Genomic DNA, 24,719 nt, shown 5'->3' with positions numbered 1-24,719 from the left:
ATACAGTGAAGTGGCGGAAGCATCTTTTAATACTTCCACGTTTTTATTGCCCTGGGATCAATCTTATTGTAGTCTTTCTTACTGATAATATTCCCATTCAGGATGTATACAGGTTCAAGTTGGTCTCTTGTGTCAGAAGATTCTTCTTTGGATCTGGAACTATAACCTACAACAACCACCTCATTCAATTGGGAAGATTCACCCCGGATAGCGATACCCGGTACTCTGCCGGCAAGCGTCTGTTGCATGTCGGCGGGGTTTTGATAGGCCAGGAACCAGCTTTTTAATACCGGTGCATTGTTGTCCTGGTTGGGAGCTGAGGTGGCCAGTGTTAATTTTACACGCTGCCAGTCGATGCCCGTTGTTTGGGTTAGTTTGGCTTTATAAGAAAGTTTAACTGGTTTGTTGATATTCTCTACTTTAAGGTCATAGGTAGGCTGCCAGGAAGCCAGTGGGGTGATATAGGAAACGGTAAAGTTATAAGTGCCTCCCGCCGGACTATACAATTGCAATATTAGCTTGCCTACTGTTTTTGTATTCTTTTGCTCTTCTTCTTTGATCTGCAGGGTTAGCTTTGCAATCAGGTCCAGGAATTTGGTTTCTTTTTCCCGGTATTGGCCCATTTCTTTTTGCAGCTCCAGTGTTTTTGTCCGGTAATAATCTACCATTTTGGTCAACTCGGCTACACTTAATCCAGTCTGAGTGCCGCCGATCGTTTTATTTGCTTTTAATAAATCCAATAATTCCTGGTCGGTCTTAATGGCTACCTGTACAGTAGCCAGTTCTTTATTGACTGATTCTAATGAATCTTCCAGTCGTCTTGTGGTATTCGTTTTCTGTACGGGCCTGAGGAAATCAGTAGAGAAAGTAGAGGATAGGATGGTGACGTTGCCATCATTGCCAATTTGGAGGCTGTTCATATTGATCCGGTTGCTGACGCCATCTATGACCAGCTCGTTATTACCCTGGTCGAGTGATACTTTGGCAGTATGTGTCAATTCGGCTCCTGCACGATACACCGTAGCCGATTTCAGGTTGGCTGTTACTATGTTTTTCTCATTACCGGCCTGGGTTTGCATCCACATGCCCAACAGGAATACTACTACAAAGGAAATATGCTTCATAATAAGCGTTTTAGGTGATTCTTATTATGGATGCACAGTTGGGAAAGATTACATAAAGAAAAATCCGGAAGTAGGTTATTTAGGTAGTAACATACTTCCGGATGCGTTATAATTACTTGTTAGTAGTTGCCTTTATTTATAGAGCAGCTCATAATATTCAGTTGCCATGCGGCCTGCTTCAAAACGGAAGCGTACATCACGCATACCATTTTGCGCCACTTTGCGCCAGGTATCATGATTGTCATAGTACAAGGGCAATATCTCATGCTCCAGGATATCGTACAATTTGTTGTAATCGTAATCATCCTGTTCTTGTACATTCATCCGTCCATAATCGGCCTTAGGTACTACAAAACCATTGTGCCCATGATCCATGAATTCTGGTATCCAGCCATCATCGGTGGAGAAGTTAACAGCTCCATTCATAGCTGCAGTCATACCACTGGTGCCCGATGCTTCACGCGGCACACGGGGATTGTTGAGCCAGATATCCGAAGCCTGCTTCATGCGTTTGGATAAAGTAAGCTCGTAGCCAATCAGCACGGCCACGTTCTTATAGTTCTTACTCAGGTGTACCAGGTTGTTGAATTCGTTAATGGCCGGATAATCCATGGGGTAGGGTTTGCCTGCCCAGATGATCTGCACCGGATATTTGGTATTGGACAATAAGCGCTCAAAACGTGCTTTATCCCTGGTCAGGAATTCAGCCCTTTTATAACCGGCAAAGCGACGCGCCCATACAATGGTCAATACATTGGGATCAAAGATCTTTCCTGTTTGGTCGGCTACGATCTCGAAAGCCCGCTTTTTCAGGTACTTCTTGCGATCATCAAACCAGTAGTCATTGTTTTCGCCCGAGGCTTTATACAATTGTTTATCGGCCCAGTAAGTCCAGTTCTGTGCATTGGTGATGGAAATGATGGGGCAGATGGCGGGATATTTACTCCACATTTGCCGGGATACTTCACCATGGAGGGCCGATACACCATTGGCCATGTGGGCAAAGCGCAAGGCTACGAGGGAGTGATTGAATTGATCATCCTGCAACCCGGTCAACTTGCGGACCTCATCGAGCCCCAGGCCACAGAAATAGCTCATCTTATGGCAGAGGTTGATATCATGTTTTTCATTTCCGGCTTCCTCGGGAGTATGGGTCGTGAACACCAGTCGTTTCTTGACCTCCTCTACATTTCCAAACTTCTTGTACAGGTAGAAGACAGAAGAAACACCATGTGCCTCATTAAGGTGGTAACGGTCGGGGTTAAAATTGAGCTCATCGATCAATTTAGCACCTCCCACACCCAGCAGGATGAATTGGGCTACTTTGGTAGCCACATTGGCATCGTATAACCGGTGTGTAATGGTTTGGGATACATAATCATTTTCCGGCAGGTCGGTGCTTAGCAGGAACAGGGGAGCTGATTTGAATGTTTCCGGATTCAGGTACCAAACCTTCACCCATACGGGATGATCGTGTATGATGATCTGGAATTTAATGCCTGTATCTTCCAGAAAACTGTTGTTTTTTTTCCATCCAGGTCACTTGCAAGGTCTGATCCTGGTTGCGTGCCTGGTCGTAATAACCGTATTTCCATAAGATACCTACACCAATCAGGTTTTGTTTTAGCTCATAAGCACTGCGGAGGTGTGATCCCGACAAAAGCCCAGGCCGCCACTGTAGATCTTTAAGGGCTGGTGTATGGCAAACTCCATCGAAAAATAGGCTACGCGTCTGGCAAAACGTTCATCGGTCTGGTACGGTACTTTAAAATTGATAAAACTCATATGGTATAATACAATTATTCATGAATGTTGATTGGTACAGGTGGTCAACCTGTTTGGCAGGCCTCGTTTAATCCCTGGCCTGTATTGTGTACTTTAGACACAAAAGTGGTGCAATATAATGGTAAAAAACTAAATGTGTAGCTTTTTACAGCACTTGGTTTAGTTGTGTACCAACGCAATAGGAAAGGGCTTATTGTTTGAGGGCGCCGGCTTGGCCTGATTGGCAGGGTACCAGCGGAGGATATTGGATTGCCTGGGGGCCTATTTTTCCCGGATTTAGGCTTGGCGGGTGCTTTCTTTTTAGGATAGGTGCCTTCAAAAAGCATTTGATATCGCGATAAGTACCGCATCCGCCTGTTTCTTTCATCGCTACCCGGTTATTATTGAAGTTAAACTCCAGGGTACAAGGATTGCCGCTTTCCTGGAACACAGCCACTGCAGGCGATACAAAGCGGGCCATTCCTTTCAGCTCGCCACGGCAATCTGTTTTCTCGAAGTGAACAAAAATAAGGGGCTCTGTGGACCGCTTGCCATCACGCACTGAGATAAAATTCTTTTTGTCCTTTACATAGTCACCGGAAAACTTGTTTTTGGCAGGGAAGGTATCAATGGGATTGATCACATTTTCAATGATCTCTTCATTGGGTTCGGTCAGTATCAGCGTGAATTCATTGGCGCTGCTATTGAAGATGTAGACATTTCGTTTGAAGGATGTTTCATTATTGGCCTTCTTTTTTTTTCGTGGTAGGTAGTGATCTGAAATTTCTTGTCCAATGCCCCATAAGCTGATGAATATTGGTCGAAGCCTGTTTTTACGAGTGGGAGCATTTGGAGGAATTCATTTTTCTTATTGAAACAGGCGAGATAGGCAACGCGTTTAACGCCGGTGGTGGCTTTAATGAACAGGTAGGTTTCCTTACCATCTTCCTGGGTTCTGCTTAAGGGGAATATTTTGGGTACTACGCCCTTGCCGAAATCATTTTGGAGAAGGCTGTCGGGAATAAATTGCTTAAATATCTTATACCCAATTTGCAGGGAATCTGTTGACTTTTTTACCAGGGTGGTGTCTGCTACCCGGATAGGCAGTGGGGATTCGGGGAAAAACTCAATGAATTCCTTAATCGTCACGGTTTCCTCATCCTGCAATGATGTTTTCTTTCCTTTACAGGCAACGATCAACAGCAGAACGGGTATCCAGAAAAGAGATTGTTTCATATACCGGGTTAAAACATTCACGGTTAAAAGTAGTACATCCCCTCACTCATTGAAAAGATTGTGTTTTTAGTTTGATTATTTAATTTTAGATTTGTCTAAAATTAAATTTAGGTACTGTTAAATGAGTACAGTTGTCAAATACTCCAGTAGTACGGAAAACTACCTGAAAGCAATCTTCCATCTTCAGAAGGCGGATGGAATTGTAACTACGAATGATGTAGCCAATGAATTGCAAACGCGGCCTGCTTCTGTGACAGATATGTTGAAAAAGCTCAAGGCGCAGAAGCTGCTGTTGTATGAAAAATACCAGGGGTTCAAGTTGAGTCATGAAGGGCGTAAAGTGGCTTTGCAGATCATTCGCAAACATCGTTTATGGGAATATTTCCTGGTAGAGAAATTAGGCTTTGGCTGGGATGAGGTACATGAGATTGCGGAAGAGTTGGAACATATCAGCAGTAAAAACTGATTGACCGGCTGGATGAATACCTGGGCTTTCCGAAAACAGATCCGCATGGTGATCCGATACCAGACAGCAATGGCAAATTTACGTTGCCCAAACAGGTAGATCTGCTCAACCTGCCGCTAAACAAAGTAGCGGAGGTAAGCAGCATTGGCGATCAATCGCCCGAAATGCTCGAATTGTTGAGTCATAAGGGAATTGCCCTGGGCACCAGGATAGAAGTTAAAAAGAAATTCGCCTTTGACAGCTCACTGGAATTAAAATTTAAGAACCAATTGATCGTTACTGTAAGCGAGCATGTAGCCAAAAATGTGTTTGTAAAGTATGATGAATAGATTAAAACATGAACAGTCACTTAGCGAAGTACATGGATCTATAGACGTTAACAAAAAAGCAACTGGCTGGAAAAGGATACTGGCTTTTTTGGACCTGCCTACCTGGTAAGTGTAGGGTATATGGACCCCGGCAACTGGGCCACTGACCTGGCAGGTGGTAGCAAATTTGGATATGCGCTCATTTGGGTATTACTGATGAGTAATATCATGGCTTTGTTGCTCAAAGTCTTTCTGCCCGCCTGGGTATTGTAAGGGGCCGCGACCTGGCACAGGCCAACCGGGAGACGTACCCTAAGACGGTTAATTTCTTTCTATACCTATTGGCGGAAGTAGCAATTGCGGCTACGGACCTGGCGGAAGTGTTGGGGATGGCGATTGGTATTCACCTGCTTACGGGCATTCCTATTATATGGGGTGTGGGGATTACTGTATTGGATACGTTGTTGTTGTTGTACCTGCAGCGACTTGGGATGCGTAAAATGGAAGTGTTTATCATTGGCCTGGTGGCGGTGGTAGGGCTTTCTTTCTTTGTGGAAATATTGCTGGTAAAGCCTGACCTGGCTGAAGTAGCTACTGGTTTTGTGCCCACGTTTCCCAATGACGAAGCTTTGTATATTGCTATTGGTATTATTGGGGCTACGGTGATGCCACACAATCTTTATTTGCATTCGGCGCTTGTACAAACGCGCAAGATCGACCGGACGAATAAGGGGATCAAACAGGCGCTGAAATGGAGTTTTGTCGATTCGGCCATTGCGCTCAATATAGCCTTCCTGGTCAATGCGGCGATCCTGGTACTGGCAGCTACTGCCTTCTTTAAAAATGGCATTATGGTGGATCAGATCAAAGATGCGCATCAACTATTATCGGGTGTATTGGGATCAAAAGTAGCCCCGGTATTGTTTGCTATCGCGCTGATTGCAGCCGGACAAAGCTCTACTGTAACGGGAACGTTGGCGGGACAGATTGTAATGGAAGGTTATTTGCGCTTGCGCATCAATCCCTGGATCCGCCGTTTGCTTACGCGCTTGTTGGCCATCGTACCGGCCATCATCGTCATCTACATTTTTGGCGATAAGGAAGTGGATTACCTGCTGATCCTAAGTCAGGTGATCCTGAGTATGCAATTGGGATTTGCTGTTATTCCGCTGATCCATTTTGTGAGTGATAAAAAGACGATGGGCGCTTTTGCCATTAAACCCATTGTGCAGGCAGCTGCCTGGCTCATTGCCACGGTACTGGTATACCTCAATATTAAGATGGTGGCGAATGAGGCAGGTAAAGTATTTGATCACCCTGGCAATCTTGTATGGAAAATTGTGATCGTATTGGGTGGTTTGCTCTTCCTCTTGTTATTGCTGTATACGATCTTTTATCCCCTGTTTAGTAAAAGAAGGAAACCTGTTTCGATACAGATGCACCCGGATGTTGCCGGGCTGAAGCCATTGGTAGTACCTACGTATAAAAAGGTGGCGGTAGCGCTGGAATTTGGAGAACATGATTCGGCGGTCCTGGCGCATGCGATTGGGCAGGGCAAGCAAGATTCTGAGTATGTACTGATCCACATTGTAGAAAGCCCTACTGCGCGGATATTGGGGCAGGAAAGTGATGATTTTGAAACGCGTGCAGATGAAGAAAGGTTACAATTCTATATCCGGCAATTGACAGAGCAGGGCTTTGTGGCCTCTGGTCACCTGGGCTTCCGACATCGTGCGAAAGAGATCGTAAGATTGGTGAAAGACCAGGGGCTGATATGCTGGTTATTGGCGCCCACCGCCATACAGGGGTGAAAGATTGGCTGTACGGGGAAACGATCAACTCAGTACGCCACGAATTGACGATACCTGTACTGGTGGTGAATTTATAGGGGGTATGTAAGAATTGGTGAATCTATATTCCTTTACTGCATTGATGAGGGGCTGCGCTTAACTTTCCAAGCTTAGCCCTGGACTCCCAATTCCGGATTTCTGACCATAATGGGCTGTTTTTTAGCACCTGTCTGTTTAGCTTTCTTCCGTCTTCCCAGCCAGATCATGAAGCCGGTTACGGGGAGAGAAGCTGCCAGCAGGCTGGCAAAAATGCCAGGAATTTGCCGGGTAATCCCAGGATAGCGCCAGTATGGATATCATAATTCATGCGGAAGATCTTATCGGCTGTTTTGGCCTTATCCATTCTTCCCCAGATATGGGCCACGGGTATTTCTTTCAGGGTATATTGGTCGTAATAGCGGTAATCTGTTTGCCAGTAGGTTTTCGCATCTGGATTGAGTGCTGCTTCAATAGCGCCAGAATCGGAGGTTGGGAAGTGCATTTCGATGGTTTCCACCCTCGCTGCTTCCTGCTGCAACTGGTTCCATATTACATCTACGGGCTGCTGGTAAAGGGCTTTTTGGGTGGTATCGGATAAAGGCTCCTGATAGACCATTGATTTTTCGCCTCCTGCCGTCCAGTAGGCGGCTTTGGCAAACCACTGGAACCCCCATACCAGTCCGGTCAATGCGAGGAAAATGACTACCCAGGTCATGTAAAAACCAAATACGTTGTGTAGGTCATAATTAACCCGGCGCCAGCGTGCATTCCATTTGATACTGAAACGTTGTTTGCGGGCAGCTTTGTTTTTGGGCCACCAAAGGATAATGCCGGTGATCATCATCACTACAAATAGGAGGGTGGCACTGGCTACTATGGGCTGACCAATGGCAGGAGGCAGCCATAGGTAAAAATGGCCATTGAGCACCCAACGGAAAAAGCCTGCGTCCATGTCTTCTGTCTTCAGTACTTCTCCGCTATAGGGATTGATGTATACGATATAATAATACTCCACGGGCTCAAAGGCATAAAAAGATACTTTGGCAGCATCGGTTTTTTTGCCATAGGCCACGCTGTGAATATTTTTTCCGGGTAATTGGGCCTCGGCAATGGACCTTAATGCAGAAGGTTGAACATAAGGCTTGTTTTCCGCTTTTACATACTGGTAGGGCTGGGTCATGTTCTGGATCTCCTCCTGGAATGCATAGAGGCAACCTGTGAGTGCTATAATCACAACGAGTAAGCCGGATACGAGGCCAAGCCAGAGATGAACCTTACCAATGATCTTTTTAACGGACATGGCCGCAATTTAATAAGGCTGGTTTTCGCATTCGGGAAATCTGTTTACGCGATTGGGAAAGAATCGCTGATTACACGGATTTTAATTGATTTCGCTGATTAATACAGTAATACAGATTAATCGCTGATTACGCAGATTGAAATAGATTTCGCTGATTGGGGCAGATGGATCGCTGATTACACGGATTGTAATTGATTTCGCTGATTAATACAGTAATACAGATTAATCGCTGATTACACGGATTATAATTGATTTCGCTGATTTCACTGATTAATCGCTGATTGCGTGGATTAGGGGAGGGGGAGGCAAGTTACGAGCTTATAGCTGCGAGCGGGGAGGTGTGATTGGGGAAGGTAAATAATTATTGGGTGGCGACCGGGGAATATGGCCTGGACCAGGCAGCTATGTGGCGGCGCCCAGGGAGCAACCAGGACTTACCCAGGGAGTACTTAGGGTGTAACAGAAGGGAAAGTCGCTATAAGGTCGCTAAATGGTCGCTGAAAGCTCGCTAAAAGGCCGCTATTCGGTCGCTGTAATATCGCTGTAGTGAGTAATTAAAACAGCTAAAAAGGCAATAGTTATTAAATCCAAGTATCATGTGTTTTCATATTTAAGTATAGTGATCCCCCGATTTATCGTTCATCATTAAAAACTATGTTTTATGGCAAAGCTTAGACCTTCTGTCATTAAGTTGCAAGGTTCGATTCTGGACGTAACGGTGGTTCGCAGCAAACGCTACAAGCCCCATGTACGGGCGAGGCGAGGAACTTATACACCAGTTACCTTGAATCAGCAAATGGAACAGAGTTCGGCGCAATTATTAAGCAGCAATAAACCTGCCAAGCTGATCTTTGATGCTATCTGCAATGAGCATAAGGATGGCGGCTTATGGACAGACCTATTGAGCCTGTTTAGAAAACAATTGAAGGAGGATAAAGGTTTTAGTTTAAAGGGACTTTTGGGGTTGGAATGCAGCCGGCAGTATTCGTTGGATAAGGTATTGCGCAATCAGTTTTCGGTAGCGGTGGTTGCGAAACGCAAGAAGATGCAGGTAGCTATTCATCTGGATCAACAACCGAAATGGGATAGGAAGAATTTCCTGGATGGTTATCAATTGAGTGTGACGGTATTGTTTCCTGATTTCGAAAATGGTCGTTGTAAAAGGAAACAGTGCGTGGCGCTATTGTTTCTTATGATGATGCGCAGCGGGTTTTTCACTTTGAGGTAGCGATGCCAGCCACCACTGCGCCGTGGATAGTGTTTCTGGGTGCAGCTGGCGCGGAAAAAGGGCAAGTAGACAATGTACCTACTACGAAGGCCATGGCAGTGGTAAAGGTGAGTTGAGTTTTAGTGGCATAAGGTTTGGGTGTTTGAGGGGCACAAGTACCCTACCGCACTGGGCCAAGCTGCATAACTTGCGCCAGGTTTTGGGAGGGGAATTGTGAGTGAAAGGGCTGCTCCTAAAATGAAAAAGCGCTCCCAATAGAAGAGAGCGCTTTAAAAATCTATGAATGCTGTATTCTTCTGTCTTCTGAATTCTTTCTTCCTTACGCACTGCAGGTAACACAACCTTCTTCCATGGTACAGGTGGCGCCAACAGGAATGACATCCAATTCGCCTTCCACCACTTTCAGTGAATGGTTGTCTGTTAATGGCTCTGTCATTTTTCCGCCTTGCTTTTCTACAGTGAACTGAACGGCTTGTGAAGCTGCTTTTGTACGCAGGTAATACATACCTGTTTTCAATCCCTGTTTCCAGGCATAGAAGTGCATGGAGGTCAGCTTACCGGTAGTAGGCGTATCGACAAAGAGGTTCAGTGATTGAGACTGGCAGATATAAGCGCCACGGTCGGCAGCCATATCGATCAATGTACGTTGTTTGATCTCCCAAACCGTTTTGTAAATATTCTTGATATTCTCAGGCACGCCGTCGATCTTTTGGATAGAACCGTTGTGGGTGATGATCTTGTTCTTCATGTCATCGTTCCACAAGTTCAGTTCTACCAGGTCTTTCAGCAGGTGCTTGTTTACCACTACAAACTCACCACTCAGTACGCGACGCACATAAATGTTGGATGTATAGGGTTCAAAACACTCATTGTTGCCCAGGATCTGTGAAGTAGAGGCGGTAGGCATTGGGGCTACCAGCAAAGAGTTGCGAATACCATGTTTTACTACTTCATCTTTCAGGCGGAACCAATCCCAGCGCAGGGTAGGTTCTGTATTCCAGAGGTCGAACTGGAACTGGCCTTTGGAGGTGGGTGAGCCGGCAAAAGTTTCATACGCACCTTCTATTTTGGCCAGGTCTTTACTGGCGGTCATAGCCGCAAAATAGATGGTTTCAAAGATTTCCTTATTCAATTGCTTGGCTTCGGGACTTTCAAAAGGCAGGCGCATGAGGATAAAGGCATCTGCTAAACCTTGTACACCCAATCCAATAGGCCGGTGGCGCAGGTTGGATGTCCTGGCTTCTTCTACTGGATAATAGTTATTATCGATGATCTTATTCAGGTTCTTGGTAGCCTGGTAAGTAACATCATACAATTTCTGATGATCAAATTCGCCATTGGTCACAAAGCGGGGGAGGGCCAGTGAAGCGAGGTTACAAACTGCCACTTCATTTTCGGAAGTAAATTCCAGGATCTCGGTACACAGGTTGCTGCTTTTGATGGTTCCCAGGTTCTGCTGGTTCGATTTTCGGTTAGCAGCATCTTTGTATAGCAGATAAGGGGTGCCGGTTTCAATCTGTGCATCGAGGATCGCAAACCACAGGTCTTGTGCTTTCACTGTTTTTCTTGCTCTTCCTTCCTGCTCATATTGGGCGTACAGTTTCTCGAATTCTTCACCCCAGCACTCATGTAAACCGGGTGCTTCATGGGGGCAAAACAGGCTCCAATCGCCATTGGATTCTACGCGTTGCATAAACAGGTCGGGAATCCACAGGGCGTAGAATAAATCTCTTGCCCGCATTTCTTCCTTACCATGGTTTTTACGCAGGTCGAGGAATTCAAATACATCAGCATGCCAGGGCTCCAGGTAGATGGCAAAAGCACCTTTGCGTTTGCCGCCGCCCTGGTCTACATAACGCGCTGTATCGTTGAAAACCCGCAGCATGGGGATGATACCATTGCTGGTGCCATTGGTGCCACCGATATAGCTACCAGTAGCGCGGATACCATGTATAGAAAGACCAATTCCACCAGCGCTTTGGGAGATCTTGGCTGTTTGTTTCAGTGTATCATAAATACCGTCAATGCTGTCTTCTTTCATGGTGAGCAGGAAGCAGCTGCTCATTTGTGGTTTGGGAGTGCCGGCATTGAACAGGGTAGGGGTAGCGTGTGTGAACCAGCGCTCGGACATCAGGTGATAGGTCTTGATAGCGCTGTCAATATCTTCTTTATGGATACCTACAGATACACGCATGAACATGTGTTGGGGGCGCTCTACTACTTTGTTATCTACCTTCAGCAAGTATGATTTTTCAAGTGTTTTAAACCCGAAATAATCAAAGCTATAATCGCGATCGTAGATGATGGTAGAATCCAGCAGTTCGGCATGTTGCTGAATGATGTGCCATACATCGTCGGCCAGGAGGGGAGCGGCTTTACCTGCTTTGCTGTCACGGCAGTTGTACAGCAGTTCCATGGTGCCGGAAAAGCTCTTTATGGTATTCTTATGCAGGTTGCTGACAGCGATACGGCTGGCGAGCAATGCATAGTCGGGGTGTTTTACGGTAAGGGAAGCTGCTGTTTCGGCAGCCAGGTTATCCAGTTCGGTAGTGGTAACGCCATCGTACAATCCTTCAATTACTTTCTTGGCTACATCGATAGAGTTTACAAACCGCCTGTCGAGCCCATAGCATAGTTTTTCTATGCGGGCAGTGATCTTGTCGAACTTGACAGATTCTTTTTGCCGTTTCTTTTATTACGTACATGGGTTAGTAGTATTTATGATGAGTAATTAGTGTCTGTAACTTAGAAATCTTCTTCGAGTGAAAAGCTTTGTGATTCTTTGCTGCCCATTACACCGCTTTTCTGGTAATCACCTACACGCTTTTCAAAGAAATTCGTTTTCCCTTCGAGGAGATCATTTCCATGAAATCGAAGGGGTTGGTATTGTTGAACATTTTGGGGTAGCCCAGTTCGCCCAGCCAACGGTCGGCCACAAATTCAATGTATTGCTGCATCAGTTTGGCATTCATGCCAATCAGGTCTACGGGAAGGGCTTCTGTGATGAATTCCTTTTCAATCTTCACGGCATCGCCAATGATGGCGTATACTTCTTCCTGGCTCATTTTATTGTTCAGCATGCTGTACAGCAGGCAGGCGAATTCGCAGTGGAGGCCTTCATCGCGGCTGATGAGTTCGTTGCTGAAAGTAAGGCCTGGCATCAGTCCGCGTTTTTCATCCAGAAGATAGAGCAGAAGCTACCGCTGAAGAAGATGCCTTCTACGGCGGCGAATGCTACCAGTCTTTCGGCAAATGTGCCATTCTCGATCCAGCGTAAGGCCCATTCGGCCTTTTTCTTTACCGCGGGTACGGTATCAATGGCATGGAATAGGCGGTGTTTTTCCTGTGGATCTTTAATGTAGGTATCAATGAGGAGGGCGTAAGTTTCGGAATGGATATTTTCCATCATGATCTGGAAGCCATAGAAGCAACGTGCTTCGGGCAACTGTACTTCGCTCATGAAGTTGACGGCGAGGTTTTCATTCACGATGCCATCGCTGGCTGCAAAAAAGGCCAGGACGTGTGAAATAAAATGACGTTCTCCGTCGTTTAAGTTGGCCCAGTGTTGGAGGTCTCCGCTGAGGTCAATCTCTTCGGCGGTCCAAAAACTGGCTTCATGCTTCTTGTACATTTCCCACACGCGGGGATAGTTAATGGGCAGAATAACAAAGCGGTCTTTGTTTTCCTGTAGTAGTATTTCGTTTTCGTTGGTCATGGTATCAAATAGTATTTAATTAGTCCTTTTTCTATCCTCTTTGTCTACTGCCACTTTGCTATAGGGACGACGATGTCCCTCAATGGAAATATACTTCCATGGATGGAACCAAAAATCACCCGTTACAAAAGGGAACGACACAATACCTAATCGCGACACCGCCCGAAGGGGTAGGGGTAGGGCAGTGTACGATTGTATAGCAGTGCAATAACCTTTAATGCGAAGGCGTGGCACCAAATTGTATGGCAGGTATCTGACTTTATTCGTGAAAGGTGAGACGTGAAAGCTGCCGTTTAATGGGGCAGGCTTTTTAGACGTTTCACGTTTTTTGTTTCACGGAATTCACAGTTGCGCAACAGTCCATGATTTTCACATGGTTCCCTTTTAATCCTACCTAAGCTCCTGTTTTTGAGGAAGATAGGCAGTCACCGAAACAATATTTTGTAAAAGAGCGAATACAAACTTAATCCTCGTGGCGGGGTAGGTCAAATTAACTTAGTAACAGGGGTGGATAAATCTTACGGGCTGAATGGTCAACTTTCAAGAGGCCCGCTGCATGGGCTTTTCGCCCTTTTGCATTACTACTTCCAGGGATTTCCTTGTTTGCCCGGTTTTGGGTTAGTGCTTCGCCCTTTCGACTCCCGGAATGCGCAGCTTCCCGGCCGCATCAGTTTCCAGCTTTTCTACATAAAATCACTTAACCCAATGTTAACAATTGGCTTAGTGGTCATTTATGAAAATTTTACTCCGGCTATCTAAAACAAGCTAGCGAATAAAGAAAGAAATTTATAGTGCGGACCTGGGAAACCAAAAGGTCCACATGATCATGAGAAAAACTACACAATTTCAATAACCCGGACCCTTTTTCCTTTTAAAAACGGGAACGCTACGATAGCTTATGTATTCGCCGGTCCGGGTTATTTGAAATTGCTGCAGTAAGCTCATCAATTGATAGACCCTCTCTTTTTAACCCCTTTACAGCTACTCAGGCTACTGATTAGTTCCGTACCTGTGAATCTATTCACCTAATATATACATGCCGAACTGCCGGTTGTCCGTACTGTACCCATGTAAAGCCTTCAAACATTAAGAAACCGTTACAGTCAATGAACAAAAGTTTCATAGTAGGGATCATTTCCTGCTCCTTATCCTACTGATGGTCTATGCTGCACTGGCCAAACTGAATGATTTTGATAATTTTCGATTCGGCCTTAGTGAATCACCCATCATAGCTCCTTTTGCCGGTATATTGGTATGGTCCGTGCCGGCTACGGAGCTCCTTATTGCAGTGATGCTGTCCCTGTCATTCCTGCGCCTGGCTGGCTTGTATGCCTCCTTTGGGTTGATGTTGTTATTTACCTTGTACATTATTGGGATGTTAAGTTTTTATGAAGACATTCCCTGCTCCTGTGGTGGGGTATTGGAAGATATGTCGTGGGGTGTACACATTGCCTTTAACCTCCTTTTTGTATTGCTTAGTGCCTGGGCCATTATGTTGGAAAAGAAGCGCCGACGAGGACCGCCGGCTGCTTCGATAGGAAATACCACTCCTTTGCCGCAGTCGTAATTACTCCTTGCAGTTATACGCGTGAAAGCTGTTCTTCCTACTCTCCCTGCTATTCACCCTTTTTTATTGAGGATTCATTATTCAAGAACGAAACCGATCACCATTAAACCAATGTGTCATGCGTAAGAACATCCTGGAACGCCTGGAACGTATTGACCGCCTTATCCGAATCAAGGGAACCGGTACTCCTGCAGAGCTGGCGGCCAGATTGAAAATGTCTGAAAGAAATATTTACCAGTACCTCAACCTGATGAGGGACCTGGGCGCTCCTATCAAATTTGATCCCTACCGAGAAACGTATTACTACAGCGAAGAAGGTCAATTTATCATTTGTTTTCAACATACTAAGAAGGAATAAGAAATTAAACCTGATAAAAAAACGGCTTCCAAAAAGTCGACCCAGGTTACCCCGGAATCATAATACTGTACTGCAAGATGCATGCAGTGAGTGGATGTAAATTAGAATGTGAATACAGCTACTGGCATCAGCATACAGCATGTTGTTAACAATATGCTGTATGCTGTACTGTTGGTATGGATTTGCCAATAAGATATACAATAATCCAGGATACTTACTTACGGCGATATCTCTTGTAAGTGGTCAGGTATTGGCCGGTGTGTTTGATTGCATCAACAGGTGACAGGTAAATTGCCATGCTATTACTCCTAAAGAAATCTTGCAACCATGAAATCAGAGATCTTGCAATCAAAAGACAAGGAAGATGTAACCATCTCGCAGGCATCGGAAGTGGCTCCTGTGGGAGAAGGTGTGGAGCAAGAGGTTCAGTCCACGGGGAAAGTCGAAAAGAAAGCCGGCAAGCGAGTGGGCTATAATTACATCATTGTAAAGAGTTATAAAGAGAGTCAGAAGAATGATGTAGTGAAATGCCTTTATATTAAAAGTCTGACGAATTGGGGCTTTTGTGTGATCAAGGAGGGAGTTATGGGGATACGAAAGATAATGAAGGAAGGGATATCATTGACAGACTAAAATGGCAAAAGGAACTCCATGAACAGCTAGAGGATAAGGTTCGGATACCACGTCTATTGGGGCATTTTGAAGAAGGAGGGAATTATTATCTGGTGATTGAACATATTCGAGGGAAGGCGTTGCAGAAGGTTTGTTCTGAAAATCGCACAGTTTTGCGAGAAGCAATAATAACTGGTAACAAGTTGGGCAAACAGCTTTTAAGCTATTTAATTCAGATCACTGATATCCTCTCTGTATTGCATGGGCAAAAAATAGTGCACAGGGATGCTACACCCAATAACTACATGGTAACTCCAGGTGGAAGGGTTGCATTGATAGATATGGAAATGTGTTATGCCCTGGATACTCAATTTCCTACTCCCCATTTCCACTGGGCACCCACGGATATATGTCAACCCAGCAGGAGGCCATTCAAACGCCTACCACGGCCGAAGACATCTTTGCATTAGGGGCTATTATTTTACATATGTGGAGTGGGGTGGCGCCGGGCAAGCTTACCAGGGAACCCCTGGAGGTATTACAAAAAAAAAAAGTAGCCTTTTTATACCCAATCAGTCAATTGCAGCCATAGTGCTAAGTTGTCTCACTCCCGAGGATATTGCTCGCCCTTCGGCTGCAGAGGTCAGGGAAGTACTGGTACAATATAAAAATGACCTCAGAAACAAGGCAACCAGACCGGATAACCAATCTGGATTATTTAGCAAGGAAGAAATACTGAATACGCTACAGCATACGATCAATACTTTGTCTACTCCCTTATTAGCTGACGAGGGGAAAGGATGGTTTGCTGACGATATGACGCCTCCGGTGGGCGACGATAAGCATAAGCTGCGCAAGCAATGGTATGCTAGCTACAATCGGGGTGTTACAGGTGTCATGTACCTGCTGGCGCAGGCTAAAAAGGCAGGCCTCGATGTGGATGTTACATGTCCTTATGTTGACAAGGCGCTTGAGCTGGTAAAGCTTAAATACATTAATAGACTGGCAAAAGCATCTGGTGGCTTGCATTATGCGGCAGATGGTATTGCAGCGGTGTTGGCTTTGTCTGTACGGCATGGATTGATAGAAGCTTCAGAGGAACATCTGGACTGGATCGACAAATTATTGGATAAGAACAGTGATTTCCACAACATGATTGGTGGAGTAGCCGGCCAGGGCATGGCTAATATGGTTTGTATGGCATTTATCAGCCCGGCTACTTTACGGGATCGCCTGGAACGTTATGCCAAATTTTTGTCTGATAAACAGGAAGCCAACGGTTCTTGGACAAATGGATTCGTGAAAAAGAAATACAGACGCAGAAAAGTTAAGAAAGTTAATCCGGGTTTTGCCTTTGGTATGGCCGGCACCATTTATTTTTTATTGAGTTGGAAAAATGTTACCCTGACATTAGAATAGTACAGGAAATGGTAAAAAAGGGGCTACAATGGCTTATGAAAAAGGCTACCAAGAAAAACGACACTTATTTATGGCGTTCCTCGAGGGATAAAGAGTTGAATTATGGTTGGACTGATGGTAGTAGTGGCATTGCTCTGACATTTATAAAGGCCTATGAATGTACAGGAATGGTTGCCTACAAACAATTTGCCATCGGTGCTTTACGAAGCATCCCTCCTGCTATTACCGATACCAATCTCAGTCAATGGCAAGGGCTCAGTGGGCTTGGCGAAGTATACCTAGAAGCCTGGAGGGTGTTGAGGGAGCAGGAATGGCTGAACAGGGCTGGATGGATAGTCCAGGTAATTATGCAACTGAAAAAGAAACATCCTAAGTATGGAAATTTTTGGTTGGTAGAACATGAACGCCAGCCAGTAGCCAATTTTATGATTGGCAATAGCGGTGTTATGCACTTCCTGTTGAGATATTGCTATCCACAGGAAATAGGATTTCCGATGTCGGTATAAACCCATTACATTAAATTCATTGTATGAACTATGCAAAGGTTATTGGCTCTGCGTTGCAGTTATTCCCTAAAAAGATAAAGGTTACGCTTATTGATGCTGCTAGCGGAAATAATATCGGCAAACATTTCATTCCGGCTGTACAATTACCGACAGCCTTTAACAGGCCTACTATTCTGGAGGTTGATAATATTAAGTGGCGGGTGTTAAAAGCCGATCCTGTATTGGCCGATGATTTTCTGTTTAGCAAAAGCTTACCCTACAAGTTCTGAATTCGGATAATACTAACACGGAGGAATTAATGTTTAGTTTACCTACAGTTTGCAAGGAATTGCCAGTAACTGGTACGTCCAGTTTATACCATGCATTTACCTTGGAACTTGATAAATTAGAGTGGCGGCAAGTTGAACTTTTGCCCCTTGGTCAATCTGGAGAAATAGAAGAAGCTATCAAAATAATTGAAACAATCCTTACTGGGCAGTCCAATCCTTTACTTGGTTATGACCAGCAGTACAGCAGAAATGACTCCATATCATCAGGATTGTCAATTCCCTGGAGTGGTTTTTGCGATCTGTTGCCCAACCCTAGATTAGGCCATGTTGTATTGAAGAATAGCGGCCTTATCCAGAATGGATTTGCAATTCGTTCAGAAGGATATACCTATTATGGCATTGTGGTTGATGGACTAATCCAAAGGCTTTGCCTAACACAGTTTGAATGTGCTGACGACGAGTTTATGCAGGTGATTGGTACCTATCAATTGATGGTGGTGGATTGGTGCGGGGCCAGATGTATGAGTGCAGAAGCAGGAGAAAATCCTGCAAGTGAGTATGTTGAATTATAAATCCTCGTTATTTTATTTTTCCCTTTTCCCTTCTTTTGAAATACTGTAAATGTGTTTATGCATAATGAACAGCGCTTTTGCATTTCCATTTTTCGGGTCGATATTCACATTTATTACTTTTCCACCAAAATAAGAAATAGCCTCTGGTTGTAGGCTATAACCTGTAATAATAGTGTGAACTCCGAATTTAGTAAGGGTTGTATTTATTTGATCGCTTGTGACCGTGCCATCGTAATATCCCTGGTAATAGAAAGGACTATCACTTTCATTAAACAGTTGAGGCTGAAGAGGGGGTGTAAATGCCTGCTTCGGACTTGTATAATTAGCGCGGGCTAAGTCATTTATTTCCGCAAGGGTGTGGGGGAGTCTATTGACCGCAGGAGAAATGCCGCCATGAACAAATAGCCAAGGGCCAATTTTCTCGATCATATTTTTAGTGAGTAGCCAATGCCACAACTCGGTATTGCCGTTGTAGAGAGCCGTGATGGGCTTTTACTATTAATTTTTCTCAGCATAGCGGGGATGGGTGGAAAGCCATTCACCATTAAATATTTTGTGGTTTCCCAGGATAAAATGCACATAGCCACCTGCCCGGCGGGCTTGCTCTTCTAGTGAGTAAATGAACCAAAGGCATTCTGCCGACTGAGTAGTATGATCAAAAAAAGCAATCGCCAATGATTACGAGGTGACCTTCTCCAAAGGTCCATTGCAGGTATTTATTGACAATCTTTCTTTTCAGCAGTTGTGTACAAAAGAATTGGAAGGGCCCCTCTATATCGGCTATTACAAAAATTCGTTTAGGTAGGCTATACTCTACTGGTTCGTTGCTCAATGCCTGTTTTAGCCGCAATGAATAGTACCGGTCTGATTTTCCCGGATAATCTACTTGTAAGTCTATTTTGAATCTTTGCATCATAGCATTACTATTCTTCTTTTTTAGACGATATCCTGAAAAGAATTCTCGCAGGTCTTCTTTTACCGTAATCGGGATGGCTGTTATTTTCTTGTAAGCCTTTTTATTGTAAGTGTAATAAATTAGAGGGTTATCATCATACAGATTGTTTTTGGAAGCTTGGGCAGTACTATCCAGGAACAACCGGTGAGGAATTGTTGGGAGCTTTCCTTTCCTTTCCTTGAAATAACTGTTGATGGTTTTGAGGCCTCCATTGGCCGAGATGATAATATAGTGCCTGTCTAACAAATTGTTTTGATGCCTGAGGATGCTATCAATAGTTTTATTACGGCAAGCAGGGCAGCTGGCATGCATAGGGAGTAGTAGGAATGTGAGGGAGTCGGCTAATTTATCTTCCGGTATACCAAAGTTGGTAGTAGCCACCAATCCATTGAAAACAGAATCCTGCAAACCAGGTGATGTTATGAGATCTACCTTTTCGAGCTTTCTGCCTGGCTTGCCACAGCACATAATAGCTATTGCTATTAATGATATAAATAGTGATTTCATAGATGCTGTTACTTTTGCGTCGAGGGCTTGTTGAGTGAGAGTTGCCCTTGCTGGTGAAGTTTGTCAGAATACTCCAAGCGCACAAAATGGATCGCTTGTTCATCTTCAGCTTTTATCCGGATATAAATCCCACCATCCGGTGTAAAGAAAATTGACTTGAATGCATCCAGCCCATCGTTTAATACTGATTCGCCAATGACCTTAAAATTTTCATTTAAAATAATAAGACTTCTTTCCCTTTCTTTCTTTTTTGCCAAGTAATTGGCTATAGTTATTTTTGTTTGGCGAAGCGTAAGTATCTTTTCTGGTGAGGATCATAATAGATGGTGCCGTATGCATCCCGAAGGTAATATTCTCTGCGGCTTTCGCCGCTGTCAATTGTGTTTTGAGAAACTGGTAAAATGGTACCTGATTGGAACTTGCTTTTTGCATAATAAGCGTTGTTTAAATCGCTTAAGTTAGTTTCATAGATATTTGTGTCTGCCGGGAAACTAAATACAAAATTACCGCGATCGTTAACACAGTAACTGTATTCAAGGAATGAATAGCCATATAGGTTTTCACGATAGAGGGATGGCAGCTGGTAGTATAGCTTTTGGGTACCATTTGTCAGGTCAAAGCCACCTATGACGTTCCACCGTTGTTGGGCTTTCAAAGAGGATTCCATGGAGATAGGCTGTATACCTGTATATAATGTATTATTTCTTAGTATAGCAGGAGTTTCGTTGTTTATTATGGCTTTGGCATTTGGTGCTTCGAATAGGTCAATACTATCCTTTATCACCCTGGCGCTATCCATTAAAACCATTCGCTTTTCGTTGATAACAAAAATGCTATCATAGTTTACCACATATGTAAACCCCTTAGCAAATTTTCTTTGTAGGCGTATTGTGTTAGCCAATTTTTGAGTCTTAAAATCGTAAATATTTAGCGATATGGTTCTTTTGTCAAAAAAAAGCAATATAGGGTTTCCCTTTATTTATAAAATAGTTAAAGGTCCTGATTTGATTGTACGAATTTGAATCTAATAGGAAGTGTAGGCTATCGCTCTGTGGCTGTAATTCAATAGTGTCGTAGGTGGGTTCAATAAATTTAAATGTACTTGCAATTGGCTCAGGTACTTGTTGGCATCCAATGAAAGCCAGGCAGCTGAAAATATAGAACCAAGCATAAATTATATACTGCTTCATTTCATTTTTTTTGACATAAACAATAATACCAATCTGTTGGTGTAGACAATTGTTGCAGGTAGAGTTAAAATTAATCAGCCTGCCTGCAATATTATTTCAGTGAAATGTTATATTTTAATGGCTATCACGCTAACTAAAGCAGCGTATAGTAGTTTTATCTCCTCTTCTTAGCGGAGGCACGTTTCTGCCTGACTTAGCGTAGAATTGTTTCTGTAACCACATTCGCCATTATGTAAATGAAGAAGCTAAACTTTACTAGTGGTATCTCTTGCATCATTCGGGTTAGAATTTGAGGTATTATTGGCAGTTACCTGAATAGGAAAAATATCTGAACCAATACCTGTCCCTGTTATTATAGAAATATGACACGAAAATCTTAGGGTATTGTCACCAACACAGGATACAATAGGGTTGTTTTGGTCACTTCCAATTCCGCTAAAGGATCGGAGTGTTCCATTATCTGCCGAATTGGCTTGTTTCAAATCTTTTGAATTCCCAGGTAATATCGCGGCTGTTACAACTGATGCAGTCATGAGAATAATACCCAATATTGACAACTTTCTTGCTGATGTATTTTTCATAAAAGTAATTAGTTAGGTGAAATTGGATGCGTATCTCTTACTATTTATTGTTATAAAAGAAGCAGGTATTTTAATAGTAATGAAATTGAAGTTTCTTCAATGTCGTTACTATCGATTTAGTCCTATTCAACGCTTGTTGTGTCATGGCCGTTATTAGGATCAGTTAGTGAAGTATTATTAACAGTTACTTTGGTAGGGAATGCGTTGCTTGCTGGACCGGTGGCAGATGCTGTAAAGTGGCAGGAAAAATTAAATCGTTGTCTGCCACGCAAGATAAAATACCCTCATTTATATCGCCTCCAACACCGCTTTTTTGAACGTAAAGTTCCATCGTTTGTTGAACCGTCTTTCTGCAAGTCATTTTGCTTTTCTGTAACGCAACTGTGATTTTGGCAGAGGCCGCCAATATTACTAATGAAAGTACAGATGTTGGTTTCAAAAAAACATAATATAGCTTTTACTATTCAGGAATGCTTTTCTTATTTATACAGAAACAACTTTCCCATTCTATAGTGAAAAAGTTGTTTCTGTATTAGTTATTATAACGACTTATGCCTTACTAGTTGTATCAACTGAGTCGTTAGGATTGGAATTGGAGGTGTTGTTAACGGTTACTATATTAGGAAATGCATCGGAACCAGCACCTGTTCCAGTAACGCCGTCTATTGCTGAATTATGGCATGAGAATACCAGATCGTTGTCTGCCACGCAAGATAAAACGCCCTGGTTAAGATCATTACCATCACCACTTTGAGAACGGAGTGTTCCATTATCTGCGGAATTGATTTGTTTCAGGTCGTTGGATTTTGGTAACATAGCTGCAGTTACTGCAGAAGCGGCCATGAGTACAATACCCAGAATGGACAGCTTTCTTAATGATACTTTTTCATAAAAGAATAATTTTAATGTTAATTAATTTGAATTCACTTGGCCAATGAATGACGATACGAAATTATTAATAGTGGCTGCACAAATTTTGCAGTGTAAAGTTACTTTTTAGCAGGAACCTAGGAAATAATGAAGCCGGCAGATGCTATTAGAGCAGCATGCCGGCTTCATTAATACTATTTTCGTATAGTATACTAATCTGTAGTTATAGGATAAATATGATTTTTAGGTTCAAAAAATAGTAATATTTTATCACCTTTGGTGTTGACCCTATAAAAATTTCCGTTTGCAATCAGCAGAGCCTCGCTTTTTCCTTCAGCATGATGTGTGTCAGTATTGATCACTTTTCCTCCGTAATATGTACTGATGGTATCGGATACAATAGTATGGCCTGTTACTATATGCCTTACTCCGAAACTTTGAAGTGTACTATCAATAATTGACAATATTTCTTTTTACCATCATAGTAACTTCGATACCAAAAAGGGCTGCTAGAGGGGTTCATAATATAGTTCGACTTGCTATTGCCATATTCATAATTATCCTTGGCTTTTTGCCAAATAGGGTCGAGCGAGTTGATTAATCTCGGTCACCGACAGATGAAGCTGATTTAGCTCACGGGAAATACCGCCATGTACATAGAGAATATTTCCAATTTTTTCAACAATATTTTTGGTACGTAGCCATTTGCCAAGTTCACTGTTTTCTGCGTATAATTGAGTTAGTTGTTTGCCCAATATTGATGCACTTTCTTTATATTTTTTATCTGTATAGTGATGAATACCTTGAGATTCATGATCTCATGATTCCCTAAAATAAAATGGACATAACCTCCTGCAGATTTCGCTTTTCCTCTAGCGAATAAACCAACCATAAGCACTCTGTAACTTGCTTGCCTCTATCGAAAAGGTCTCCCGCCAAGATCAAATGGCCATTCCCAAATGTCCACTGATAATTACTATCAATGACATTATTGTTCTGTAGCAGTTTCCTGAACTGATCAAAATTCCCTCTATGTCAGACAATGCAAGTTGTTTTTCCGGCTTTCTAAATTCTGCAGGTTCTACATCCAAGGAGGTTTTTAATGACACCCTAAACGATTTCGGGTATTCGTCGGTCATAACATTAAATTCAGCCTTGTTTTTACCTTTGTCTAATAGTAAGGTTGAGGTAAGTTTTTGATCTTTATTAAGATAATTTGTATTTGTACTGTCGCCTTCATAAAATACATAAGGGCCATCATGTTGTATTGCCATTTGTTTTTTTTAGAAGTGCAGTGAGCGCTTTCCCGTTATCAAATCGGGGATCAACTTTTCGTTTGTCAGCTTTTAGTAAAAAGCCATTTTGATCGATAATTTCAAGTGTTGGATAGCTTTCGATTAAAAGCTTTTTGATCAGGTCGTGCTGCTGCCCCTTCCCTTCTGTATATAACTGTGTGCCGCCAGCACTAGTATATTTCCCCTGGGCTACGCTTTTAAGCCATCGATTCTTATCTTTATCAACAGAGACACTTATAAATACAATATTGGTATCATTAGAAAATTGTGCTTCCAATTTCCTTAAAGCTGGCGCCATTTGTACACAACCAGTACATCCTGTGAACCAGAAATCAAGAACAGCTATTTTACCTTTAATTTGTTCGTTATTGAATAGATTACCAGTAATATCCATCAAAGTAAATACCGGGGCATTAGTGGTGTTCCATTTCCTCCTGCGATCTAACTCTACGGTCTTAACTTCCTCCTTAAACTCCGGATATCCTGGCTGGGCATAATAATCTGCTAAAATGGCTTCTATTTTTTGCGTGAACCCTACCGATCTTAAAGCTCCACCCGCGTCACAAAAGGTATAGGCCATAAGATTCTCTCGTACAACACCTGTATATTTTTCTTTTATCTGGTTATATATATATACAAATTTGTCATCTGGATTTAGGAATAATAATGTTGAATCAGCCTCATTGGTTTTAAAGAATTTTCCGCGTTTTCTGTAAAGTTCATCTGTAAGTATATTCCAGGAATAATCAGCCGGAAAAATATAATTACGCTCATATCGAAGCCACTTGGAGGACGCATTGTCCATGGTTGAATCGTAAATTTTGCAAAGATCCTCGTTTGATAACCCAAATTGGTTAACTGGCCCAATTAGCGTAGATCTTCTAATTGAATGAAACTTATGCATCCTGATCTTTTCGATATGTCTCAATACGCGGTCTTTTAAATCCAGGTAAGCGAGCTTTGAAATATTTGCCGCATTAAGAATTTTCAACCAGTCTTTTGTTTTTCGATTTAAATACTCATTCCAGGCAAGGTAATCTTGAACGGA

The 24,719-nt window shown here is 43.1% G+C and carries 30 protein-coding genes, 2 pseudogenes and 1 riboswitch; of the genes and pseudogenes, 14 read left to right on the top strand and 18 right to left on the bottom strand.

Translation table 11 applies throughout. The features are described 5' to 3' along the window. Positions 1-26 precede the first annotated feature (26 nt). From RS881_RS43600 to RS881_RS43580, 5 genes are all read right to left on the bottom strand, one after another. A complete protein-coding gene (locus RS881_RS43600; RefSeq protein ID WP_315816526.1) occupies positions 27-1,124 on the bottom strand; it encodes a mucoidy inhibitor MuiA family protein in 1,098 nt (365 codons plus the stop codon). Between the two features lie 132 nt (positions 1,125-1,256). Further along, positions 1,257-2,582, bottom strand: a complete 1,326-nt coding sequence (glgP, locus tag RS881_RS43595) for an alpha-glucan family phosphorylase (protein ID WP_315816525.1) — start codon at positions 2,580-2,582, stop codon at positions 1,257-1,259. Between the two features lie 34 nt (positions 2,583-2,616). Continuing rightward, positions 2,617-2,784: a hypothetical protein gene (locus RS881_RS43590; protein WP_315816524.1), complete on the bottom strand. Its 168-nt coding sequence runs from the start codon at positions 2,782-2,784 to the stop codon at positions 2,617-2,619. 315 nt (positions 2,785-3,099) lie between these two features. Beyond that, positions 3,100-3,531, bottom strand: a complete 432-nt coding sequence (locus RS881_RS43585; RefSeq protein ID WP_315816523.1) for a hypothetical protein — start codon at positions 3,529-3,531, stop codon at positions 3,100-3,102. A 35-nt stretch (positions 3,532-3,566) separates the two neighbouring features. Next, on the bottom strand, positions 3,567-4,124 hold the full coding sequence (locus RS881_RS43580) for a hypothetical protein (RefSeq protein WP_315816522.1): 558 nt from the start codon (positions 4,122-4,124) through the stop codon (positions 3,567-3,569). A 121-nt stretch (positions 4,125-4,245) separates the two neighbouring features. Here RS881_RS43580 and RS881_RS43575 point away from each other — a divergent pair, with 121 nt between their 5' ends. From RS881_RS43575 to RS881_RS60775, 4 genes and pseudogenes are all read left to right on the top strand, one after another. Continuing rightward, positions 4,246-4,590 (top strand): metal-dependent transcriptional regulator, encoded by a 345-nt coding sequence (locus RS881_RS43575; protein ID WP_315816521.1) that lies wholly within the window; start codon positions 4,246-4,248, stop codon positions 4,588-4,590. An 83-nt stretch (positions 4,591-4,673) separates the two neighbouring features. After that, positions 4,674-4,919 carry a FeoA family protein gene (locus RS881_RS43570; RefSeq protein ID WP_315816520.1) on the top strand — a complete coding sequence of 82 codons (246 nt, stop codon included), beginning with the start codon at positions 4,674-4,676 and terminating at the stop codon, positions 4,917-4,919. A gap of 120 nt (positions 4,920-5,039) precedes the next feature. Beyond that, positions 5,040-6,709: pseudogene (locus RS881_RS43560) on the top strand (Nramp family divalent metal transporter). After that, positions 6,673-6,786 (top strand): universal stress protein, encoded by a 114-nt coding sequence (locus tag RS881_RS60775; protein ID WP_350340012.1) that lies wholly within the window; start codon positions 6,673-6,675, stop codon positions 6,784-6,786. Before RS881_RS43560 ends, RS881_RS60775 begins: the two are co-directional and overlap by 37 nt. A 176-nt stretch (positions 6,787-6,962) precedes the next feature. Here the strand turns inward: RS881_RS60775 and RS881_RS43555 are convergent, their stop codons facing one another. After that, a complete protein-coding gene (locus RS881_RS43555; protein WP_315816518.1) occupies positions 6,963-8,027 on the bottom strand; it encodes a PepSY-associated TM helix domain-containing protein in 1,065 nt (354 codons plus the stop codon). A gap of 661 nt (positions 8,028-8,688) precedes the next feature. Here RS881_RS43555 and RS881_RS43550 point away from each other — a divergent pair. Then, positions 8,689-9,255 carry a hypothetical protein gene (locus tag RS881_RS43550; protein ID WP_315816517.1) on the top strand — a complete coding sequence of 189 codons (567 nt, stop codon included), beginning with the start codon at positions 8,689-8,691 and terminating at the stop codon, positions 9,253-9,255. Positions 9,256-9,574: 319 nt separating this feature from the next. Here RS881_RS43550 and RS881_RS43545 read toward each other — a convergent pair whose 3' ends face one another. Next, positions 9,575-11,911, bottom strand: coding sequence for a ribonucleoside-diphosphate reductase subunit alpha (locus RS881_RS43545; protein WP_315824796.1), 2,337 nt, complete (start codon positions 11,909-11,911; stop codon positions 9,575-9,577). A 160-nt stretch (positions 11,912-12,071) separates the two neighbouring features. Further along, positions 12,072-12,886: pseudogene (locus RS881_RS43540) on the bottom strand (ribonucleotide-diphosphate reductase subunit beta). A 311-nt stretch (positions 12,887-13,197) separates the two neighbouring features. Next, a riboswitch (cobalamin riboswitch) is annotated at positions 13,198-13,419 on the bottom strand. A 707-nt stretch (positions 13,420-14,126) separates the two neighbouring features. Between RS881_RS43540 and RS881_RS43535 the strand changes: the two are divergent. The 9 genes from RS881_RS43535 to RS881_RS43500 all read left to right on the top strand — a co-directional run bounded on the left by RS881_RS43535 (position 14,127) and on the right by RS881_RS43500 (position 18,273). Further along, the gene (locus RS881_RS43535; RefSeq protein ID WP_315816516.1) at positions 14,127-14,537 is read left to right on the top strand and encodes a MauE/DoxX family redox-associated membrane protein; all 411 of its coding nucleotides are present in this window, start codon (positions 14,127-14,129) and stop codon (positions 14,535-14,537) included. A gap of 118 nt (positions 14,538-14,655) precedes the next feature. Next, entirely contained in the window at positions 14,656-14,895 is a 240-nt protein-coding gene (locus RS881_RS43530; RefSeq protein ID WP_315816515.1) for an HTH domain-containing protein, read from the top strand. A 327-nt stretch (positions 14,896-15,222) separates the two neighbouring features. Then, on the top strand, positions 15,223-15,528 hold the full coding sequence (locus RS881_RS43525) for a hypothetical protein (protein WP_315816514.1): 306 nt from the start codon (positions 15,223-15,225) through the stop codon (positions 15,526-15,528). Next, positions 15,450-15,977, top strand: a complete 528-nt coding sequence (locus RS881_RS60770) for a protein kinase domain-containing protein (RefSeq protein WP_350340011.1) — start codon at positions 15,450-15,452, stop codon at positions 15,975-15,977. The genes RS881_RS43525 and RS881_RS60770 overlap by 79 nt, the downstream gene beginning before the upstream one ends. Then, positions 15,917-16,099, top strand: coding sequence for a hypothetical protein (locus tag RS881_RS43520; protein WP_315816513.1), 183 nt, complete (start codon positions 15,917-15,919; stop codon positions 16,097-16,099). Before RS881_RS60770 ends, RS881_RS43520 begins: the two co-directional genes overlap by 61 nt. Continuing rightward, positions 16,099-16,926 (top strand): lanthionine synthetase LanC family protein, encoded by an 828-nt coding sequence (locus RS881_RS43515; protein ID WP_315816512.1) that lies wholly within the window; start codon positions 16,099-16,101, stop codon positions 16,924-16,926. Before RS881_RS43520 ends, RS881_RS43515 begins: the two co-directional genes overlap by 1 nt. Before the next feature lie 35 nt (positions 16,927-16,961). Next, the gene (locus RS881_RS43510) at positions 16,962-17,432 is read left to right on the top strand and encodes a lanthionine synthetase LanC family protein (protein WP_315816511.1); all 471 of its coding nucleotides are present in this window, start codon (positions 16,962-16,964) and stop codon (positions 17,430-17,432) included. 23 nt (positions 17,433-17,455) lie between these two features. Further along, complete coding sequence (locus RS881_RS43505; RefSeq protein WP_315816510.1) at positions 17,456-17,701, top strand: hypothetical protein; 246 nt, start codon at positions 17,456-17,458, stop codon at positions 17,699-17,701. 29 nt (positions 17,702-17,730) lie between these two features. Continuing rightward, a complete protein-coding gene (locus RS881_RS43500) occupies positions 17,731-18,273 on the top strand; it encodes a hypothetical protein (protein WP_315816509.1) in 543 nt (180 codons plus the stop codon). Positions 18,274-18,285: 12 nt separating this feature from the next. On the opposite strand, the gene RS881_RS43495 is transcribed toward RS881_RS43500, so the two are convergent. The 10 genes from RS881_RS43495 to RS881_RS43450 all read right to left on the bottom strand — a co-directional run bounded on the left by RS881_RS43495 (position 18,286) and on the right by RS881_RS43450 (position 24,662). Then, complete coding sequence (locus RS881_RS43495) at positions 18,286-18,702, bottom strand: hypothetical protein (RefSeq protein ID WP_315816508.1); 417 nt, start codon at positions 18,700-18,702, stop codon at positions 18,286-18,288. Between the two features lie 226 nt (positions 18,703-18,928). After that, complete coding sequence (locus tag RS881_RS43490) at positions 18,929-19,735, bottom strand: hypothetical protein (RefSeq protein ID WP_315816507.1); 807 nt, start codon at positions 19,733-19,735, stop codon at positions 18,929-18,931. 8 nt (positions 19,736-19,743) lie between these two features. Beyond that, positions 19,744-19,992, bottom strand: coding sequence for a hypothetical protein (locus tag RS881_RS43485; RefSeq protein ID WP_315816506.1), 249 nt, complete (start codon positions 19,990-19,992; stop codon positions 19,744-19,746). A gap of 14 nt (positions 19,993-20,006) precedes the next feature. Then, positions 20,007-20,696 carry a DUF4221 family protein gene (locus tag RS881_RS43480; RefSeq protein WP_315816505.1) on the bottom strand — a complete coding sequence of 230 codons (690 nt, stop codon included), beginning with the start codon at positions 20,694-20,696 and terminating at the stop codon, positions 20,007-20,009. Positions 20,697-21,170: 474 nt separating this feature from the next. Further along, positions 21,171-21,506 (bottom strand): hypothetical protein, encoded by a 336-nt coding sequence (locus RS881_RS43475; RefSeq protein ID WP_315816504.1) that lies wholly within the window; start codon positions 21,504-21,506, stop codon positions 21,171-21,173. A gap of 549 nt (positions 21,507-22,055) precedes the next feature. After that, positions 22,056-22,349, bottom strand: coding sequence for a hypothetical protein (locus RS881_RS43470; RefSeq protein ID WP_315816503.1), 294 nt, complete (start codon positions 22,347-22,349; stop codon positions 22,056-22,058). Between the two features lie 239 nt (positions 22,350-22,588). Beyond that, the gene (locus RS881_RS43465; RefSeq protein WP_315816502.1) at positions 22,589-22,840 is read right to left on the bottom strand and encodes a hypothetical protein; all 252 of its coding nucleotides are present in this window, start codon (positions 22,838-22,840) and stop codon (positions 22,589-22,591) included. Between the two features lie 93 nt (positions 22,841-22,933). Continuing rightward, positions 22,934-23,131, bottom strand: coding sequence for a metallophosphoesterase family protein (locus RS881_RS43460; protein ID WP_315816501.1), 198 nt, complete (start codon positions 23,129-23,131; stop codon positions 22,934-22,936). A 186-nt stretch (positions 23,132-23,317) separates the two neighbouring features. Continuing rightward, positions 23,318-23,650 carry a hypothetical protein gene (locus RS881_RS43455; protein WP_315816500.1) on the bottom strand — a complete coding sequence of 111 codons (333 nt, stop codon included), beginning with the start codon at positions 23,648-23,650 and terminating at the stop codon, positions 23,318-23,320. After that, entirely contained in the window at positions 23,634-24,662 is a 1,029-nt protein-coding gene (locus RS881_RS43450) for a TlpA family protein disulfide reductase (protein WP_315816499.1), read from the bottom strand. Before RS881_RS43450 ends, RS881_RS43455 begins: the two co-directional genes overlap by 17 nt. Between the last annotated feature and the right edge of the window lie 57 nt (positions 24,663-24,719).

The organism is Paraflavitalea speifideaquila, assembly GCF_032395985.1.
Taxonomy (GTDB): Bacteria; Bacteroidota; Bacteroidia; order Chitinophagales; family Chitinophagaceae; genus Paraflavitalea; species Paraflavitalea speifideaquila.
Note: the sequence above shows the minus strand (reverse complement) of the source record. Positions and strands in the feature narration are given on the sequence as shown.